The sequence below is a fragment of the Streptomyces sp. WAC03905 genome (genome assembly GCF_057371075.1).
Genome location: NZ_JBXYDZ010000003.1, coordinates 2,604,437 through 2,621,259 on the forward strand (window position 1 = coordinate 2,604,437; position 16,823 = coordinate 2,621,259).

14 protein-coding genes are annotated in these 16,823 nt (G+C 72.7%); 8 read left to right on the forward strand and 6 right to left on the reverse strand.

Features of this window, described 5'->3' with window-relative positions; all coding sequences use genetic code 11:
* Positions 1 to 28: 28 nt before the first annotated feature.
* Positions 29 to 1,231 carry an MFS transporter gene (locus AC2RP6_RS14025; protein WP_486446527.1) on the forward strand — a complete coding sequence of 401 codons (1,203 nt, stop codon included), beginning with the start codon at positions 29 to 31 and terminating at the stop codon, positions 1,229 to 1,231.
* Positions 1,232 to 1,265: 34 nt separating this feature from the next.
* Positions 1,266 to 2,069 carry a CDP-alcohol phosphatidyltransferase family protein gene (locus AC2RP6_RS14030; protein WP_486446528.1) on the forward strand — a complete coding sequence of 268 codons (804 nt, stop codon included), beginning with the start codon at positions 1,266 to 1,268 and terminating at the stop codon, positions 2,067 to 2,069.
* On the opposite strand, the gene AC2RP6_RS14035 is transcribed toward AC2RP6_RS14030, so the two are convergent.
* A complete protein-coding gene (locus AC2RP6_RS14035; protein WP_486446529.1) occupies positions 1,970 to 2,458 on the reverse strand; it encodes an FAD synthase family protein in 489 nt (162 codons plus the stop codon). The genes AC2RP6_RS14030 and AC2RP6_RS14035 overlap by 100 nt on opposite strands.
* A 166-nt stretch (positions 2,459 to 2,624) precedes the next feature.
* Between AC2RP6_RS14035 and AC2RP6_RS14040 the strand changes: the two genes are divergently transcribed.
* From AC2RP6_RS14040 to AC2RP6_RS14050, 3 genes are read left to right on the forward strand one after another with little or no spacing between them, the layout of a single operon-like run.
* Entirely contained in the window at positions 2,625 to 3,836 is a 1,212-nt protein-coding gene (locus tag AC2RP6_RS14040) for a glycosyltransferase family 4 protein (protein ID WP_486450329.1), read from the forward strand.
* Complete coding sequence (locus AC2RP6_RS14045) at positions 3,833 to 5,584, forward strand: lipopolysaccharide biosynthesis protein (protein WP_486446530.1); 1,752 nt, start codon at positions 3,833 to 3,835, stop codon at positions 5,582 to 5,584. The genes AC2RP6_RS14040 and AC2RP6_RS14045 overlap by 4 nt, the downstream gene beginning before the upstream one ends.
* Complete coding sequence (locus AC2RP6_RS14050) at positions 5,581 to 6,816, forward strand: MATE family efflux transporter (protein WP_486446531.1); 1,236 nt, start codon at positions 5,581 to 5,583, stop codon at positions 6,814 to 6,816. The genes AC2RP6_RS14045 and AC2RP6_RS14050 overlap by 4 nt, the downstream gene beginning before the upstream one ends.
* Positions 6,817 to 6,965: 149 nt before the next feature.
* Here the strand turns inward: AC2RP6_RS14050 and AC2RP6_RS14055 are convergent, their stop codons facing one another.
* Complete coding sequence (locus tag AC2RP6_RS14055) at positions 6,966 to 8,414, reverse strand: hypothetical protein (RefSeq protein ID WP_486450330.1); 1,449 nt, start codon at positions 8,412 to 8,414, stop codon at positions 6,966 to 6,968.
* 171 nt (positions 8,415 to 8,585) lie between these two features.
* Between AC2RP6_RS14055 and AC2RP6_RS14060 the strand changes: the two genes are divergently transcribed.
* Positions 8,586 to 9,125 carry a WcaF family extracellular polysaccharide biosynthesis acetyltransferase gene (locus AC2RP6_RS14060; RefSeq protein WP_030826678.1) on the forward strand — a complete coding sequence of 180 codons (540 nt, stop codon included), beginning with the start codon at positions 8,586 to 8,588 and terminating at the stop codon, positions 9,123 to 9,125.
* Positions 9,126 to 9,133: 8 nt separating this feature from the next.
* The gene (locus tag AC2RP6_RS14065) at positions 9,134 to 10,249 is read left to right on the forward strand and encodes a glycosyltransferase (protein ID WP_486450331.1); all 1,116 of its coding nucleotides are present in this window, start codon (positions 9,134 to 9,136) and stop codon (positions 10,247 to 10,249) included.
* Positions 10,250 to 10,259: 10 nt separating this feature from the next.
* Here AC2RP6_RS14065 and AC2RP6_RS14070 read toward each other — a convergent pair whose 3' ends face one another.
* From AC2RP6_RS14070 to gmd, 4 genes are all read right to left on the reverse strand, one after another.
* The gene (locus AC2RP6_RS14070; RefSeq protein WP_030026053.1) at positions 10,260 to 10,475 is read right to left on the reverse strand and encodes a DUF6458 family protein; all 216 of its coding nucleotides are present in this window, start codon (positions 10,473 to 10,475) and stop codon (positions 10,260 to 10,262) included.
* A 150-nt stretch (positions 10,476 to 10,625) separates the two neighbouring features.
* On the reverse strand, positions 10,626 to 11,300 hold the full coding sequence (locus AC2RP6_RS14075) for a hypothetical protein (RefSeq protein ID WP_486446532.1): 675 nt from the start codon (positions 11,298 to 11,300) through the stop codon (positions 10,626 to 10,628).
* 95 nt (positions 11,301 to 11,395) lie between these two features.
* Positions 11,396 to 14,173 (reverse strand): CBM96 family carbohydrate-binding protein, encoded by a 2,778-nt coding sequence (locus AC2RP6_RS14080; RefSeq protein ID WP_486446533.1) that lies wholly within the window; start codon positions 14,171 to 14,173, stop codon positions 11,396 to 11,398.
* Positions 14,174 to 14,418: 245 nt separating this feature from the next.
* Positions 14,419 to 15,432, reverse strand: a complete 1,014-nt coding sequence (gene gmd, locus AC2RP6_RS14085; RefSeq protein ID WP_030655773.1) for a GDP-mannose 4,6-dehydratase — start codon at positions 15,430 to 15,432, stop codon at positions 14,419 to 14,421.
* Positions 15,433 to 15,857: 425 nt separating this feature from the next.
* Here gmd and AC2RP6_RS14090 point away from each other — a divergent pair, with 425 nt between their 5' ends.
* Entirely contained in the window at positions 15,858 to 16,802 is a 945-nt protein-coding gene (locus tag AC2RP6_RS14090; protein WP_486446534.1) for a GDP-L-fucose synthase family protein, read from the forward strand.
* The last annotated feature ends 21 nt before the right edge of the window (positions 16,803 to 16,823 follow it).

A 16,823-nucleotide genomic window follows, 5' to 3' on the forward strand; every position in this document is an offset into this window, starting at 1 on the left:
GATTCGCTGGCGAAATAATCTCCCGGACATGATCTCGCCGATACCGCGGCTGGTCGCCGGCCGCGCCTTCGCCGCCTTCGCCTCCGCACTGGTGCCCACCACCCTCACCCTGGCCCTGCTGCGGGCCGGCTCCTCCGGCGATCTGGGCCTGGTGCTCGCCTGCGAGCTGCTGCCCATGCTGGTCCTGCTGCCCGTCGCCGGGGTGGCCGCCGACCGGTTCCCCGCCCGGCGGGTGGTCCTCGTCGCCGATCTCGTCCGGGCGGCCGCCCAACTGGGGACCGGCGTCCTGCTCCTGACCGGACTCGACGGCCGCGTCCCCGAGCTGGCCGCGCTCGCCGCAGTGACCGGCGCCGCGGTGGCCTTCGGCACGCCCGCCGTCCGCACCCTCGTGGCGGCCGCGGTCCCCGCGCAGGAGCGGCTGCGCGTCAACACCCGGCTCGGCGTGGCCACCGGACTGGCGAACGTCGCCGCCCCGGCGGCCGCCGGCTCGCTCTCGCTGACCGTGGGCGGCGGCTGGGCCTCGCTGCTCACCGGGGCGCTCTTCGTCCTCTCCGCTCTTACCCTCGGCGGCCTGCGCACCGGCCCGGCCCCGCGTACCGCGCCGCGCGCCGCCTTCGGCGCCGAACTGCGGGCCGGCTGGGCCGAGACCCGGCGCCACCCCTGGTTCCTCGCCAACGTGCTGGCCCACGGGGTCTGGCACCTGGCGGCCGGACTGCTCCTCACGCTGGGCCCGGCCATCGCCATGGAGCACCTGGGCGGTGAGGGCTCCTGGGTGGTGATCGCCCAGCTCGGCACGGTCGGCATGCTCGCCGGCGTCTGGACGGCCGGGCGGCTGCCGCTGCGCCGGCCGCTGTTCGCGGTGGCCTTCGGGGCCGCCGCCCAGGCACTGCCGCTCACCGCCTTCGCGCTGCGCCTGCCGCTGCCGGCGACCGCGGCCGCCTTCTGCTGCGCCATGTTCGGCCTGGGCGTGCTGAGCCCGCTGTGGGAGACGGAGATGCAGCGCCGCATCCCGCTGGAGACCCTGGGCCGGGTCGGCTCCTTCGACACCCTCATCTCGTTCGCCGCGCGACCCCTGGGACTCGCCGTGGCCGCCCCGCTGGCCGCGGCCGTCGGCGCCACGGTCCCGCTGCTGGTCGCGGCCGTGCTCAGCGCGGGCGCGAACCTGTGCGTACTGCTGCTTCCGGACGTCCGCAGACATCCGGAACCGACTCGCTCACCTGTCCTGCGATGATGTGTTCGACATCGTCGCTGAGGGGAGCCCCTGCATGGGCAGAGTCGGGACCGCGCTGCGGGAACTGCGCGGGGCGCAGAAGTCGGCGAAGGGGGTGTCGCTCTACTCCCGGTTCGTGAACCGGCCCACCGGGCGCTACCTGGCGGCCGGTTCGTACGCGCTCGGGCTCACGCCGAACCGGGTGACGCTGATCAGTGCCGCCTTCAGCTTCGCCGCGGCCGCCGCGGTCGCGCTGACCGGGCCCTCGTGGGCGCTGGGGATCGCCGTGTGGGCCGCGCTCGCCGTCGGCTTCGCCTTCGACTCGGCCGACGGGCAGCTGGCCCGGCTGCGCGGCGGCGGCAGTGCGGCCGGCGAGTGGCTGGACCACGTCGTCGACGCCGCCAAGCTCACCGCCCTGCACGCGTGCGTACTGATCGCCTTCTACCGGTTCCCCGAGGAGTACGGCACGACGGCCGACGGCTGGCTGCTGGTGCCGCTCGGTTTCCAGTTCGCCGCGGTCGTCACCTTCTTCGGCGGCCTGCTGACCGAGAAGCTCAAGCCGAAGCCCGCCCCGGGGAGCCCCGCCGCCGCGCCGTCGACCCTGCGCGCGGTGGCGCTGCTGCCCGTGGACTACGGGGTCTTCTGCCTGGTGTTCCTGCTGCTCGGCGGCGGGAAGTCGTTCGCCTGGGCGTACGCGGGACTGGGCGCGGTCGCCGCGCTGTTCCTGCTGGCGTTCCTGGCGAAGTGGTTCCGGGAAGCTCAGCGCCGTTCGCCGGTGACCTGGCCCGGCGCCGGGGCCGGCTCGGCGAGCGCGTCCAGCGCCCGGCGGAGCTGGGTGCTGGAGGTGTGGACGGTGTAGGGGAAGTAGACGACGTCGACGCCGTGGGCGGCGAAGTCCTTCTCCAGCTTGTCGCCCTTGGGGGTGCCCCGCCAGTCGTCGCCCTTGAAGATGACGTCGAAGCGGACCTGCTTCCAGGTCTCCACCTTGTCGGGGACCGTCTCGACGAAGGCGGCGTCGACGTACTTCACGCTGCGTACGATCTCCAGCCGCTCGACGAGCGGGATCATCGGGCGGCGACCCTTGGCGAGTTCGGCCATCTCGTCGGAGACCACTCCGGCCACCAGGTAGTCGCACTGACTCCGGGCGTGCCGAAGGATGTTGAGATGTCCGATATGGAACAGATCGTAGGCGCCCGGCGCGTAACCGACTCGATACGGTCGACGCGAAGGCGCACCAATGTCCGACATGTACCGCTCCGTCATCTCTTTGTCCCCAGCGGCCACACCCCCCGGTGTAGCGGATTAGCAGACAATAGCGTGCACGTTCCGCAGCACGCGGGTGAACGAATAGGGTGACGTGCGCATCATCCAGGGGAAGAGGGGACGCTCGGTGTCCAGATCCGGTCAGCGGCGCATGCTGCTGGTTTCCACCAATTACGCTCCGGAGCACGCGGGTATCGGCCCGTACGCGACGCAGATCGCGGAGCACTGGGCGGATCTCGGCCACGAGACGCACGTGCTCGCCGGCATGCCGCACTACCCTGCGTGGTCGCTCGAACCGGAGTACAAGGGCGCGTTCCAGCGCACGGAACAGCGCGCGGGGGTCACCGTGCACCGGCGCGCGCACACCGTGCCGCCGCGCCAGACCGCCGTGAAGCGGGCCCTGTTCGAAGGATCGATTCTGCTGCACGGCGCCGTGGCCCCGCCGCGGATGCCCCGGCCGGACGCGGTGCTCGCCCAGATGCCCAGCCTGGCCGGCGGCGTGCTCGCCGCCCGGCTCGCGGCGCGCTGGAAGGTCCCCTACGTCCCGGTCGTCCAGGACCTCATGGGGGCCGCCGCCGCGCAGAGCGGGATCAGCGGCGGCGACAAGGCGGCCGCGATCGCCGGCCGCGCCGAGGCGTACGCCCTCAAGCGGGCCACCCTCGTCGGCGTCATCCACGAGACCTTCGTGGAGCGGGTCGTCGGCATGGGCGTGGACCCCGGCCGGATCCGGCTGGTCCCCAACTGGTCGCACGTGCCCAAGCCCACCAAGCCGCGGGGCGAGACCCGTCGCCACCTGGGCTGGGGCCCTGGCGAGACCGTCGTCCTGCACTCCGGGAACATGGGCCTCAAGCAGGGGCTCGAAGTCCTGGTGGGCGCCGCGCGGCTGGACCCGAAGGTCCGTTTCGTCCTGATGGGCGACGGCAGCCAGCGCTCCGCGCTCGCCGACCTCTCCGCGGACGTGCCGAATCTGGACATCATCCCCCCTGCCGCTGACGGCGAGTTCCCGGATATCCTCGCGGCGGCGGACGTTCTCGCGGTCACTCAGCACGCCGCCGTGCTGGACATGAGCGTCCCGTCGAAGCTCACCTCCTACTTCCAGACCGGCCGGCCCGTCGTCGCCTCAGTGGCGGCGCAGGGCGGGACCGCCCAGGAGGTGGAGCGCTCGGGCGCAGGGGTGCTCGTACCGCCGGAGGACCCCGAGGCCCTGCTGAAGGCCGTACGGGCCCTGGCGGAGGACCCCGAGGGCGCGGACGCACTGGGAGCGGCCGGGCCCCGCCACGTGGCGGCCCACCTGAGCCGTGAAGCGGGCCTGGCCCGCATCGACGCATTGATGGACGAAGCACTTGGGGGAACCCGGCCGTGATCGAGACGAACCGCCCGGCAGCGGCACCGGCCGACGACGAACCCGACCTCCTCAGGGACCAGTTCCGCCAGCTCCTGCGCTACCGCAGGCTGATCGGCGCGGGCATCGGAGTCGGCCTGCTGGGCGGCGTCTACCTCGGCATATCCACCGCCGACACCTACGTCGCCACCGCCGACGTGGTGCTGCGCGCGCCCACCGACGACCCGTTCAACCCGAGCCTCGCCCCGGACAAGGCGATCAACATCGGCTCCGAGCGACAGGTCGCGCTCAGCTCCTCCATCGCCAACGAGGCGGCGAAGAAGCTCGGGGTGTCCGCCAAGGACTTCGCCGCCCTGCGCTCCGGCCTGCAGGTGACCAACCCGCCGCAGACCATGGTGCTGCGCTTCACCTACACCGCGGACTCCCCCAAGGAGGCCGCCAAGCGCGCCAACGCGATGACCGAGGCGTACCTGCTCAAGCGGCAGGAGTCCCTCGACGCCACCCGCGACAAGATGGTCAAGGGCTACAAGGAGCAGCGCGACCCGATCGCCAAGCAGCTCGACGAGACGTCCAAGGAGATCGCCCGGATGCCCGCCGGCGCCGGACGCGACGCGGCCAGCTCCGCCAAGACCGACCTGCAGAGCGAGGTCGGCGGCTACAACACCAAGATCACCAAGCTTGAGGCCCTGGACATGACCCCGGGCCGCGTCACCAGCGCCGCGACCGCGCCCACCGCGACCGACGGCCCCGGCATCCTGATGTCCCTCGCGCTCGGCGCGGCCGTGGGCCTCGCGCTCGGCCTGCTGGCCGCCTGGGTCCGGCTCGTCTTCGACCCGGCCCCGCGCTCCGAGGGCGACGTGGCCCGGGCCCTGCGCGCCCCCGTGCTGGGCTACCTGCCGCGGGACCGGACGGGCGGCGGGCCGCTGCTCGCCGCCGGTGAGGCCGACCCGCGGCTCGCCGAGGAGTACCGCTCGGTGGCCTTCCGCCTCGCCTACGACTCCCGCTTCGCCGACCGGCGCCGGCTCCTCGTCGTCGCGCCGCGCGGCAGCAGCGAGACCGCGGCCGCCGTGGCCGTGAACATGGCCGCCTCCTTCGCGGAGACCGGCAAGGACGTCCTGCTCATCGAGGCCGACCTGCGCACCCCGGTACTGGCCAGCCAGCTGCCGACCGACGCCGGCGGCCGGCCCCGCTGGAGCCAGGGCCAGGGCGGCGCGCCCGCGCCCGGGCGGCACTCCGACTCCGAGTGGCCGGACGGGCGCCAGCTCGTCGTGGACGCGGGCGAGTCCGGCTCCTTCGACCTCATCCCGGGCGACCGGGCGCGCAACGTCCCGCGCGCACTGACCTCCGCCCGCGCCACCCGGCTGATCTCCGAGGCCGACGCCCCCAACTCCACCGTCGTCGTCCTCGCGCCGCCCGTGCTCTCCTACGCCGACGCCCTCGCCCTCGTCGACCGCGTCGACGGCGTCCTGGTCGTCTGCGACCCGCGCGCCATCCACCGCACCGACCTCATCCGGATCCGCGAACTCATCAGCGGCGCCGGCGGTACGGTGCTCGGTGCGGTACTGCACGCGCCGCTGCCCGGCGAGAAGCGCGGCAAGGGCAAGGACAAGGGCGGCCCGGCCGCCGCCCCGGCGGCCCCCGCGAAGTCGGGCAAGGCCGCGCCGCAGCCGCAGCCGATCCCGTACGAGGTGGCCGAGCCCGAGCAGCACATCCCGGGTGACGGCACCGACACCGTCGCGCTGCGCACCGTACGCATGGGCCGCAGATGAGCCGACGCGGCCTCGCCGCCGTCGCCTCGGTCCTGGACCAGGCCGCCTCCAGCGCCACCAACATCCTGGTGCTGGTGCTGGCCGCCCGGCTGTCCTCCGCCGCCGCCTTCGCCGACTTCTCGATGGTGTACGTGACCTTCAGCGTGCTCCTCGGGCTGAACATGGCCTACGTCGGCCAGAGCCTGGTCCTGGAGAAGGGCGACGGGCTCGGTGCGGCCTGCCGCTCGGCCACCGCTTTCACCTCGGCCGCGTCGGCCGCCGTGGGCCTGCTGCTCGCGGTGGCCGGCCTCGCGCTGCCCGGGGACACCGGACGGGCCTTCCTCGCGCTGGGCCTCGTCCTGCCGCTGGTGCTCCTCCAGGACGGGCTGCGCTACTGCTTCTCCGCGCTGCGCGCCCCCGAACGGGCGCTGGCGGCGGACGCGCTGCGGCTGGTGTGCGTCGTCGCCGCGCTGTCCCTGCAGCCCGAAGGCGCTTCGGCGGGGCGGCTGGTGCTGGTGTGGGGGCTGTCCGCGCTGCCCGCGCTGGGCGTGGGCCTGTGGCTGCTGCGGCCGTACGTCCGGGGCGCCCGGGCGGACCTCCGGCCGTATCTGCGCCGGGGGCACCTGGGACAGCGTTTCGTGGTCGAGTTCGCCGTGGGCAACGGCTCCAGCCAGCTCGCGGTGCTGGGTCTCGGCGTCTTCGCGACGCCGCTGGCCGTCGGTGCGCTGCGGGGTGCGACCACGCTCTTCGGGCCGTTGAACGTGCTGTTCAACTCGGCGAACGCGTTCGGGCCCCCGGTGCTCGGGCGGCTCGGCGGCAAGCGGGCCACGGTGCGGGCGACGGCGGCGCTGGGCCTGGTGCTGGCGGCGGTGGGCGCGGGCTGGGCGGCGGCGCTGTACCTGCTGCCGGACCGGCTGGGCCGGGAACTGCTGGGCGACACCTGGACGGCCGCGTCCGCACTGCTGCCGGCGACGGGCGCGCAGTACGCCGTGATGGGGCTCGGGACGTGTGCGCTGCTCACCCTGCGGGTGCTCGCGCCGAAGGCCACGCTGTCCCTGCAGGTGGTCTTCTCTCTGCTGTCGGTGGGGCTGCTGCTCGGTGGCTACGCCGTGTGGGGGGTGGCGGGTGCCGCGTGGGCCTTGGCGGCCGGCTCCGCGCTGAAAGCCGGCGCCGGCTGGCTTCGGGTGGCCCGGCTGAGCCCCGCTGCTGCGCAGGCCGAAGAGCCCCAGCGGGCCGCCTCGCCCGCGGCCTGAACCACTGCGCGGAGCCTCTCCCCGCCCCGCCCTTTCTCCGTTTCCCGGGCTCCGCCCGGACCCGGTCCTCAAACGCCGGACGGGCTGCAAGCATCGGGCTGCGCCCGAACCCGCGCCTCGAACGCCGGCGAGGCTGAAAGGGTGCCGGGTCAGCGCAGGGTGGTGGACTTGTCCGTGCGGTGGGTGGCGACCAGCGCGAGGCAGAGGGCCGCGATCGCGACGCGCCCCGACGCCTGGAGCAGCGGCCCGCGCAGCAGGATGAAGGAGTAGCCCGCGACCAGCGGGACGACCACCGAGATCAGGCTGCCCGGTGGCGAGCGCCGCGTGGCCCGTTTCGCGTAGCGCCGGTCGACCCGGGCCGCGGCGTACCCCATGCCGAGCAGCCCCGCCCCCATGCCCAGCGGCCCGAAGTCGAGCCACAGTTCCGCCCAGATCGGGGACGAGAGGTTGGTGTTGACCGTGCCCATCCACTGCCCGACCATCACGCCCGTGTCCCTCGGCTTGCCCTCCCAGACCGAGCGGGGCACCGCGAAGAAGATCGACCCGGCCAGCTGGCGCCCGTAGAAGTGCCCGGGGCCCGACTCCGAGTAGGTGATGGTGTTCGCGAACATGCCGATCTGGTCGTAGTCCTTGAGCGCCATCGGCTCCAGGAAGGACGTGGTCTCGACCGGCCGGTAGTTCTTCTCGTCGTAGCGGAAGCGGTCCGCGAACGGGAAGATCAGCAGGGCGACGACCACGGCCATCGACAGCGCCACCCGGTACATCGCCGCGCTCACCGGGAAGACGGTGAAGAGCAGGGCGAACATCACCGTCAGGAACCAGTACCGCGGGTTCGAGATCGGGTTGTTGACGATCAGGTTGAGGCAGGCGAGCGCCCCCCAGGTCACGATGATCGAGACCTTGCGGCGGGCGAACTTCGAGGTGATCAGCCAGCGCGTGTAGAGGAGCAGCGCGAGCAGGGCCGGCACGGTGCCGAAGCCGCGCAGCAGGGCCTGGCCGGCCTGGCCGTCGCCGTTGGAGACGCCCGCCTCCTCGATGCCGGCGATGATCTCCTGGCGGCTGGAGAAGAAGACCGCGGGGCCGCCCAGCTTCATGATGAAGGCGGCGCTGCACAGGAACGACAGGGCCGTCAGCAGTTGCAGCCGGCGCCGGTGCGCCATGACGGGCCTCGACTCCTTCTGGGAGCCGCCCGCGCGCCCGGCCGGGCGGTGCCGGGCCAGCAGCACGCCGACGTCGAAGGCGGTGCAGCCGAGCAGGACCAGCCCGATGGCGACGGTCAGGTCGGAGCGCGGGCCGACGACCGGTGTGGGGACCTGGCCGAGGACGGCCTGCGCGAGCGGGGCCACGCCCATGGCCATGTAGACGAAGAGCCAGAAGGAGCCCTGGAGCAGCTTGCGGCGGCTGGTGAGCACCATGGCGGAGAGCCGGGCGCCCGCGTACATGGTGAGCAGCAGCTGGAGCCAGAAGGCCGCGTCGCGGACGCCGGCGCCCGTCTGCACGGCGACGAAGAGCGGCAGGAAGACGGTGAATCCGAGCGCGAGCGGTACGGACAGCGCACGTGAGAGCAGGGTGCGCGGCAGGGTTTCCCGGCCCCACATGCTGTCGTCCTCGAAGGGGGACGGGACGACCGGCCTGGCGGGCGCCGCGGGGGGCTTGCGTATGTCCGTCGTCACTGCCGCCCCCACCCGATGTGCCTGGTCCGCGCGCAGTCTAGTCTGAGCGGGCCGCGCCCGGGGAGGCCGTGGCCGAGAGCACGATGGGGGCTTCTGTTGCGTGATCTTCCGTCCTTCACGCTGGCCGGGTACGACAAGGGGCGCGGGCTGCTGACGCAGGCGCTCTGGTTCGCCGTGATGAACACGGTCTTCATGGCCTGGTTCTGTCCGGCCCGGCTGCGGGTCTCGCTGTTGCGGGCCTTCGGGGCGAAGATCGGCGAGGGCGTACTGATCCGGCACAAGGTGCGTGTGCTGTGGCCGTGGAAGCTCACCGTGGGCGACCACGCGTGGATCGGTGAGGGCGTCTGGGTGCTGAACCTGGAGCCGGTGACCATCGGTTCGCACGTGTGCCTCTCGCAGGAGGCGATGCTGTGCACCGGCTCCCACGACCACCGGGCCGCCGACTTCCGCTACCGCAACGCGCCGATCACCGTCGAGGACGGCGCCTGGGTGGCGGTCCGGGCGACCGTGCTGGCCGGGGTGACCGTCGGCCGGTGCGCCGTCGCGGGCGCGGGCGCCGTCGTGCACAAGGACCTGCCGGAACTGACCCTGCAGACGCAGGACGGGCGGCGCCGCCCGGTGGAGGAGCCCAAGTGAGTGCCGCGATGAGAGTCCTGCACGCCGTCACCCTGCACTCCCCCTCGCACGCCTTCGGCGGGCCGGTGCGGGTCGCGCTGAACCTGGCGAAGGGGCTGCGGGCCCGCGGCCACGAGGCGCGGCTGCTCGCGCTGGGCGACGGCTTCGAGAAGTGGCCCACCTCCGTGGAGGGCGTACCGGCGAAGCTGTTCCCGGCCCGCCGGCTGCTGCCGCTCGGCTTCAGCGGAATGACCTCGCCGGCCCTGCTGGCCTCGGCGGGACGCCTGGTGCGTGACGCCGACGTGGTGCACGTCCACCTGGCGCGCGACCTGGTGACCCTGCCGGTGGCGCTGGCGGCGCTGCGCGCCGGCAAGCCCCTGGTGCTGCAGACGCACGGCATGGTGGACCCGAGCGCGAAGCTCCTGGCGAAGGTGCTGGACGCGATGGCGGTACGCCGGCTGCTGCGCGGCGCGGACGCGGTGCTGTACCTGACCCCGCACGAGCGGGAGGGCCTGGACGCGGTGGTCGGCGCACCGCTGGCGAACACGGTCCGGCTGGTCAACGGGACGCCCGCGCAGGAGGAGCGGCCCGCGCCCGAGGGGGCGCCGCGCATCCTGTACTCCGCCCGCCTGCAGGCCCGTAAGCGGCCGGTGGACTTCGTGGACGCGGCCCCGGCGGTGCTCGCGGAGCACCCGGACGCGCACTTCGTCGTCGCGGGGCCGGACGAGGGCGAGCTGGGGGCCGTACGCGCCCGGATCGGGGCGCTGGGTCTCACGGACCGGTTCACGGTGCCGGGGGCGCTGTCCAGCGCTCAGGTGCTGGCGGAGCTGCGCCGGGCCCACGTCTACGTCCTGCCGTCGGTGGACGAGCCGTTCCCGATGTCCGTGCTGGAGGCCCTCGCCGTCGGCGTCCCGTCGGTGGTGACGCACTCCAACGGCCTGGCGCGGGACATCGCGAAGGCCGGGGCGGGCCGTGCGGTCGACCCCGGGCCGGCCGGGGTGGCCGCGGCGGTCCTGGAGCTGCTGGAGCCGCGGACGGGCCGCGAGGCCTCGCTCGCGGCCCGCGAGCTGGCCGACGGCTCGTTCTCCATGGGCGCGGTCCTCGACACCCTGCTGCCGGTGTACGAGGCCGCTCGGCGCCGCTGAGGTCCGCGCGTCAGATGACGTCGCGGCGGTGCTCCTCCACCACGGGGATCGCGCCCGCGGCGCGGCGCCGCTTGTAGATGCTGGTGTAGACGGCGAGGCCGATCCCGCCCACCGCCATCATGATCAGGCCGACCAGGTCGAGGTTGACGCTCTCCATCTCCCAGTCGCTGGCGAAGGTGAGGATGGCGCCCACCACGATCAGGCCTATGCATCCGCCGATGCCCATGGGTCCGCCTTCCGGTGTGGTGACTGTGACCGCGCGGGTACCCGGGTATCGGCGACGAAAACGCCCCGCGGGGCCGGAAGTCCGGTCCTGCGGGGCGTTCTTCGCGACCGCAGCCCTGCCGGTGCAGTGCGGTGCGGTGCCGTGCGGGTGTTACGCGGGGATCCAGGCGTAGCAGCCGGAGGAGTTGAACTCCGCGGTGCCCGCCGGAATGGCGGCGGTGATCTTGTCACCGGCCTTGGGCGGGGCCTCCGGGCCCGACGCGAGGACCGCGCCGTCCTTGCCCTTGGCCTCCCAGGTGCAGTTCGTGGCCTGGGTCAGCGCACGGTAGTTGCCCGCTGCGGGCGACTGCCGGGAACCCTCGGGGAAGCCCTTCTCCGCCGCGGCGAGGACGGGCTTCTGGTCCGGGCACAGGTGGGTGATCGCGTCCTTGGCGCCCGCGATCTCCCCGGTGATGACGGCCCCGGTCGCCGCGTCCTTGTCGTGCTTGGCCGTGCGGGCCACCCGCTGGCAGGCCTCCTGGCCGGTCTGCAGGACGGCCGCCGGGTCCATCTTCTCCGGGACGCGCCCGCTCAGGTACTTCTTCTCCTCCGCCGTGAAGCTGCCCGTCTTCGGGGTGAGCTTGGCGTCGGGGAGGACCGGGCCGGTCGGCTTCGCGTCGGCGGCGGGCGCCGACGGGGCCGGGGTGTCGGCCGGGTCGGGGGCCGCCGACGAGGCCGGCGGCTTCGCCTTGGCCTCTGCGTCGGCGTCGTCCCCGCCCGAACTGCAGGCGGTCAGCGTCAGGGCGGCGGCGAGCAGAACGGCGGCCGCTGCGGAGCGTCGGTACATCGGATGGCTCCCGTACTCAAAAGGATCTGCACATGGACGCGGGGCCCGGCCACGCAGCCGGGCCCCGCATCCGTCAGGCGGTTGCTTCGGTGGTGCTACTTCGCGCCGAAGGTGAGGACCAGCTGCGGAGTGCCCTCCGCGGCCGTGGACTCGGAGGACCAGATCCACAGCGGGTCGGTGCCGCCGCTGGTCAGGCCCAGGCTGTAGCTGCTGCCCAGCGCCGCGGTGACCGCGGCGGTGTCCAGCTCGACGTTGTGCACCGCCGAGCCCTCCGGTACGCCCGCGATGCTGCCGAGCGGGGTGGTGCCGAGGGTGGGCTTGGTGTTGAATGACGTGCTCGCGCCGCTCCAGTTGCCGGTGACCGGGACCACGGAGACGGTGTCGGCGGTGCCGGCACTGGCCTGGGTGCTGGTCTTGAACTGCAGCGAGGCGGACTTCAGGACCTGGCCGGCCGGGGCGGCCGGCAGGGTGAAGCGCATGTACGTCTGGTACAGCGAGCCGCTGCCGCGCACGGCGAGCGAGGTGGAGGTGCCGTAGGCGGTGCTCGGGGCGCCCTGGTTGATGTAGGTGTCCTCGGTCGCCTTGACCGTGGAGACCGTGTCGGTGGGAGCCTTGGCCAGGTCGAAGTGGTTCTTGACCTGCGCCTGGGTGAGCGCCGTCGGGTACACGGCGGTCTCGTCGAGCTGACCCGCGAAGAAGTTGCTCGTCGGACGGGTCGGCCAGCCGGAGAGGTTGTCACCGCCCGCGTGCCAGTAGCCCGCGTAGGCGCTGTTGCTAGTGGCGTTCAGCGAGCCCTTGTTCTGGCCGTCGACGTACAGCGTGATGCCGCCGGGGCCCTGGGTGCCGACCACGTGGTGCCACTTGTTGTCGTTGTACGTCTCGAACAGGCCGGTGGAGACCGTCCGGGTCGAGCCGTTGTAGACGCCGAACACCAGGCGACCGGTGTTCGTCATGTAGATGTGGCGGTCGTTCGAGCCGCTGCTGCGCGTGGTGTTGTTGCCGAAGCCGATCAGCTTGCCGCCGCGCGTGGTGTTGGTCTTGAACCACGTCTCGATGGTGAACGTGTTGCCGACCGACTGGCGGCGGTCGCTGTGCACCAGCTGGCTCGTGCCGTTGAAGCCCATCGCCGTGCTGCCGGGGACGGCGCCGGGCGACTGCTTCAGGGCGGGGGCGTTGAACTGCACGCCGCTGCGGTTGCCGGACACCGAGGAGTCGGCGACGTACGGGCTGACCGCGTCGTCGTAGCGCCAGTACAGGTCGGCGCCGTCGGTGCGGACCTGGTTCGGGTAGGACTGGACCGCGGTCGGGACGGTCACCGAGGTGGTGGCCGACAGGGCGCTGGTGTTGCCGGCGGCGTCGGTCGCGGTCACCCGGTAGGTGTACGACTGCCCGGCCTTGACCGTGGTGTCGTTCCAGGAGGCCTGGGGGCGCTCCCACTCCAGCGAGCTGGCGGTGACGGTGGCGGCCGGGGTGGCCGAGCCGTTGCGGTAGATGCGGTACGTCAGCTTGCTGTCGTCCGCGTCGTAGCTCGTGCGCCAGCGGACCTGGACCTCGCCGGGCTTGACGCTGGAGGCGCTGGCCACCGGGGTGGTCGGGGCGCCGACGTCGCCGGTGGAGGCGAAGCGGGTCAGACCCTGCTGGGCCTTGCCGTTGATGAGGGTGAACTCACCGCCGACCCACATGTACTTGACGTCGTTCTTCTCGGCCACGGCCATCACGCGCGGGCCGATGCCCTCGCCGAGACCGTCGTTGGCCGTGGGGTGCCAGCCGAGCTTGGCCGGGCCGCGGACGAAGCCGTCCACCGGCGCGGGGGCGGCGCCTTCGTGGTTGGTCGGCTGGGCCAGCAGGAAGTTCCGCTTGCCGTCGGGAAACTCCAGCTCGGTGGAGCAGTCGTGTGCGTGCGAGGAGCTGTAGAGGACGCCCTCGTACGGCAGGACGAACTGGGTGGCGCCGAGGCAGCGGTCGCGCCACTTCTCGGTGAAGTCGCTCAGCCGCAGGCCGATGCGACCGTCGAAGACGCCGCCGCCGGAGCCCTCGTGGCCCGTGTAGAAGCCGGTCTCGTCGGTGGAGATGTCCTTGACGACCGAGTTCGACGGGATGTTGCTGTACGTCTTCTTCACCGCGCCGGAGGTGGCGTCGACGACGGCCAGCGCGTGGCTGTTGGCGTTGTTGACCGTGAAGAAGTCGCCGCCGAGCAGGACGTTCTTGCCGTCGGGGGTGACCTCGACCGCGCGGCCCGGCTCGTCGACGTTGGCGACGAACGGCTTGAGCGCACCGGAGGACGCGTCCACGGCGGCGAACCGCTCGCGGGTCTGCCCCTCGACGGTGGTGAAGTCACCGGCCGCGTAGAGGGTGTCGTCCGTGACCGCGAGCCCGCGCACGGTGGCGGGGAAGCCCGGGTGGAACGCTGCCTTGGGGGTGCAGCTGGCGATGTCGATGGCCGCGAGGCTGGAGACCGGGGTTCCGTTGACGGCGCCGAAGTAGCCGCCCGCGTAGAGGGTCTTCTTGTCCTTCGAGACGACCAGCGTGCGCACCGTCGCGGTGCCGTCGCCGACGGTGAAGGCGAGCTTGCAGGAGGTGGGGTTGCCCGTCGCGGCGTCGAGCGCGACGAAGTTCACGGCCTCCCGCTCGGCACCCGCCACGCCCTCGGGCGGGCGGACGGCGGAGAAGGTGCCGCCGGCGAAGACGGTGCCTTCGGCCTGGGCCATCGCCCAGACGATGCCGTCCGGCTGCCAGGTCGGCAGCTCGTCGGCGGTGAATGCCACCGGTGCCGTGATGGCGGACGCCTGCGGCATCAACACCAGGCCTATACCGGTGCCCGCACCGGCCAGTGACAGTACGAGGGCGGCAGTCAGCCCTCTGGATCTACGCATGAGCCCCCCAGGGCAATCGCCCGGTTTGATGGCTGGAACTATCCGAACAGCCATATGTATCTGGCGCAGACTAGGGCTCACGCGGGGGCCTGGTCACCTCCCTTGACCCATTGCATACCAACTTGGAATCAAAGGTTCAGCATGGAGGGTGCACTAGGGACATACGGCACGTTTGCCCCGGTCACACTGGCGCAGAACCGCCTGCATGACCGGAACACGGCAAATCGTAGGGGAAATATAAGGCCTCAGCGATCGATACGGACCGTCGCGCCCGCCAGTTGGTCCTCGACCTGGCGGATGTCGGCGTCCACCATGATCTGCGCCAATTCGGCCACCAGGACCGACGGCTTCCAGCCGAGCAGGTCATGGGCCTTGGAGGCGTCGCCGATGAGGGCGTCGACCTCGCTGGGGCGCTCGTACTTGGCGTCGTAGCGGACGTGCTCGGTCCAGTCGAGTCCGGCGTGCGAGAAGGAGGACTCGACGAACTCGCGGACGGTCGCGGCCACACCGGTGGCGACGACGTAGTCGGTGGGCTCGTCCTGCTGGAGCATCCGCCACATGGCGTCGACGTACTCGGGGGCGTAGCCCCAGTCGCGCACCGCGTCGAGGTTGCCGAGGTAGAGGTGGTCCTGCAGGCCGGCCTTGATGCGGGCGACCGCGCGGGTGATCTTGCGGGTCACGAAGGTCTCGCCGCGGCGCGGGGACTCGTGGTTGAACAGGATCCCGTTGACGGCGAACATGTCGTACGCCTCGCGGTAGTTCACCGTGGTCCAGTAGGCGAAGACCTTGGCGGCGCCGTACGGGCTGCGCGGGTGGAACGGGGTCTGCTCGTTCTGCGGCGGCGGGGTGGACCCGAACATCTCGGAGGACGAGGCCTGGTAGATGCGGGTGTCGACGCCGCTGGCGCGGATCGCCTCCAGGAGCCGCAGCGCGCCGAGGCCGGTCACGTCGCCCGTGTAGAGCGGGGCGTCGAAGGAGACGCGGACGTGGGACTGCGCGCCGAGGTTGTAGACCTCGTCGGGGCGTATGTCGCGGAGCAGGTTCACCAGCGCGACGCCGTCGGAGAGGTCGGCGTGGTGCAGGACGAAGGACCGGTTGGCGGTCTGCGGGTCCTGGTAGATGTGGTCGACCCGCTCCGTGTTGAAGCTGGAGGACCGCCGCACGAGACCGTGCACCGTGTAGCCCTTGGAGAGCAGGAGCTCGGCGAGGTACGAGCCGTCCTGTCCGGTGACTCCGGTGATCAGTGCGGTCTTGCCCATGGGGTCCCCTTGCTGGTGGTTGCTGTGTGTCGTGGTGAGGCGTGGCCTCGGAGCGGGTGCGGAGCGGGCCCTGCGGGGCGGCGTTCGGAGCGGTCGGGCCGCGGCCCGAGGGCTGGATGCGTACCGTACACGGCCGCCGCTGCCCGCCCTCTGCGGGGCGCCCGCCGCTCTGTGGTGCGGACGCCGCCCGGCACGGCCCCGGTTCCGGGGCCGGCGCCACCGGCCGCGCCGAGTGCCGCGTACCGGCCGTCGGCCGGGACCGTGGGGTCGGCAGGGGCCGGCCCTCGGCCGGGCGGGTCGGGGCCGACGGTGCGGTCCGGGGCGGCGCCCCGACCGTGGGGTCTGCCGTCCCGGGGCAGGATCGGCCGAGCCGGGGCCGTGGACCCCTGCGACCCCCGCGGGAGCGGACTGGCATCATCGGCGGTATGACAAGTTCGCTGCCGCTCCTGCCCCCGAACGCCCGCGTCTTCGTCGCGGGCCACCGCGGCCTCGTGGGGTCCGCGGTCGCCCGCCGGCTCACCGCCGACGGCCACGAGGTGCTCACCCGGGGCCGTGCCGACCTCGACCTGCGCGACGCCGCGGCCACCGGGGCGTACCTGAAGGACGTCCGCCCGGACGCCGTCGTGCTGGCCGCCGCCAAGGTCGGCGGGATCATGGCCAACAGCACGTACCCGGTGCAGTTCCTGGAGGAGAACCTGCAGATCCAGCTCAGCGTGATCGGCGGCGCCCACGCCGCCGGCGTGGGCCGCCTGCTGTTCCTCGGTTCGTCCTGCATCTACCCCAAGCTGGCGCCGCAGCCGATCCACGAGGACGCCCTGCTGACCGGCCCGCTGGAGCCGACCAACGAGGCCTACGCCCTGGCGAAGATCGCCGGCATCGTCCAGGTCCAGTCGTACCGCAAGCAGTACGGGGCCTCGTACATCTCGGCCATGCCGACGAACCTCTACGGGCCCGGCGACAACTTCGACCTGGAGACCTCGCACGTCCTGCCCGCTCTCGTCCGGCGCTTCCACGAGGCCGCCGCCGAGGGCCGCGACGAGGTCACGCTGTGGGGCTCCGGCACTCCGCGCCGGGAGTTCCTGCACGTGGACGACCTGGCCGCCGCGTGCGCCGTGCTGCTGAACGGCTACGACGGCGACGAGCCGGTGAACATCGGCTGCGGCGAGGACCTGACGATCCGCGAACTCGCCGAGACGGTGGCCGAAGTGACCGGCTTCCGGGGCCGGCTCGCCTGGGACACCTCCAAGCCCGACGGGACGCCGCGCAAGCTGCTGGACGTCGGCCGCCTGACCGCGCTCGGCTGGAAGCCCGGCATCCCGCTGCGGGACGGCATCGCCTCCACGTACAAGTGGTGGCGCGAGCAGAGCTGATCGCACAGGCGGCCTCGGCCC

What these genes read in the sequence shown, in the direction of transcription:
- AC2RP6_RS14025 (WP_486446527.1), top strand. Translation starts at nt 29, where the DNA reads ATGATCTCGCCGATACCGCGGCTGGTCGCCGGCCGCGCCTTCGCCGCC.
- AC2RP6_RS14030 (WP_486446528.1), top strand. Translation starts at nt 1,266, where the DNA reads ATGGGCAGAGTCGGGACCGCGCTGCGGGAACTGCGCGGGGCGCAGAAG.
- AC2RP6_RS14035 (WP_486446529.1), bottom strand. Translation starts at nt 2,458, where the DNA reads ATGTCGGACATTGGTGCGCCTTCGCGTCGACCGTATCGAGTCGGTTAC.
- AC2RP6_RS14040 (WP_486450329.1), top strand. Translation starts at nt 2,625, where the DNA reads ATGCTGCTGGTTTCCACCAATTACGCTCCGGAGCACGCGGGTATCGGC.
- AC2RP6_RS14050 (WP_486446531.1), top strand. Translation starts at nt 5,581, where the DNA reads ATGAGCCGACGCGGCCTCGCCGCCGTCGCCTCGGTCCTGGACCAGGCC.
- AC2RP6_RS14055 (WP_486450330.1), bottom strand. Translation starts at nt 8,414, where the DNA reads ATGTGGGGCCGGGAAACCCTGCCGCGCACCCTGCTCTCACGTGCGCTG.
- AC2RP6_RS14065 (WP_486450331.1), top strand. Translation starts at nt 9,134, where the DNA reads ATGAGAGTCCTGCACGCCGTCACCCTGCACTCCCCCTCGCACGCCTTC.
- AC2RP6_RS14070 (WP_030026053.1), bottom strand. Translation starts at nt 10,475, where the DNA reads ATGGGCATCGGCGGATGCATAGGCCTGATCGTGGTGGGCGCCATCCTC.
- AC2RP6_RS14075 (WP_486446532.1), bottom strand. Translation starts at nt 11,300, where the DNA reads ATGTACCGACGCTCCGCAGCGGCCGCCGTTCTGCTCGCCGCCGCCCTG.
- AC2RP6_RS14080 (WP_486446533.1), bottom strand. Translation starts at nt 14,173, where the DNA reads ATGCGTAGATCCAGAGGGCTGACTGCCGCCCTCGTACTGTCACTGGCC.
- gmd (WP_030655773.1), bottom strand. Translation starts at nt 15,432, where the DNA reads ATGGGCAAGACCGCACTGATCACCGGAGTCACCGGACAGGACGGCTCG.
- AC2RP6_RS14090 (WP_486446534.1), top strand. Translation starts at nt 15,858, where the DNA reads ATGACAAGTTCGCTGCCGCTCCTGCCCCCGAACGCCCGCGTCTTCGTC.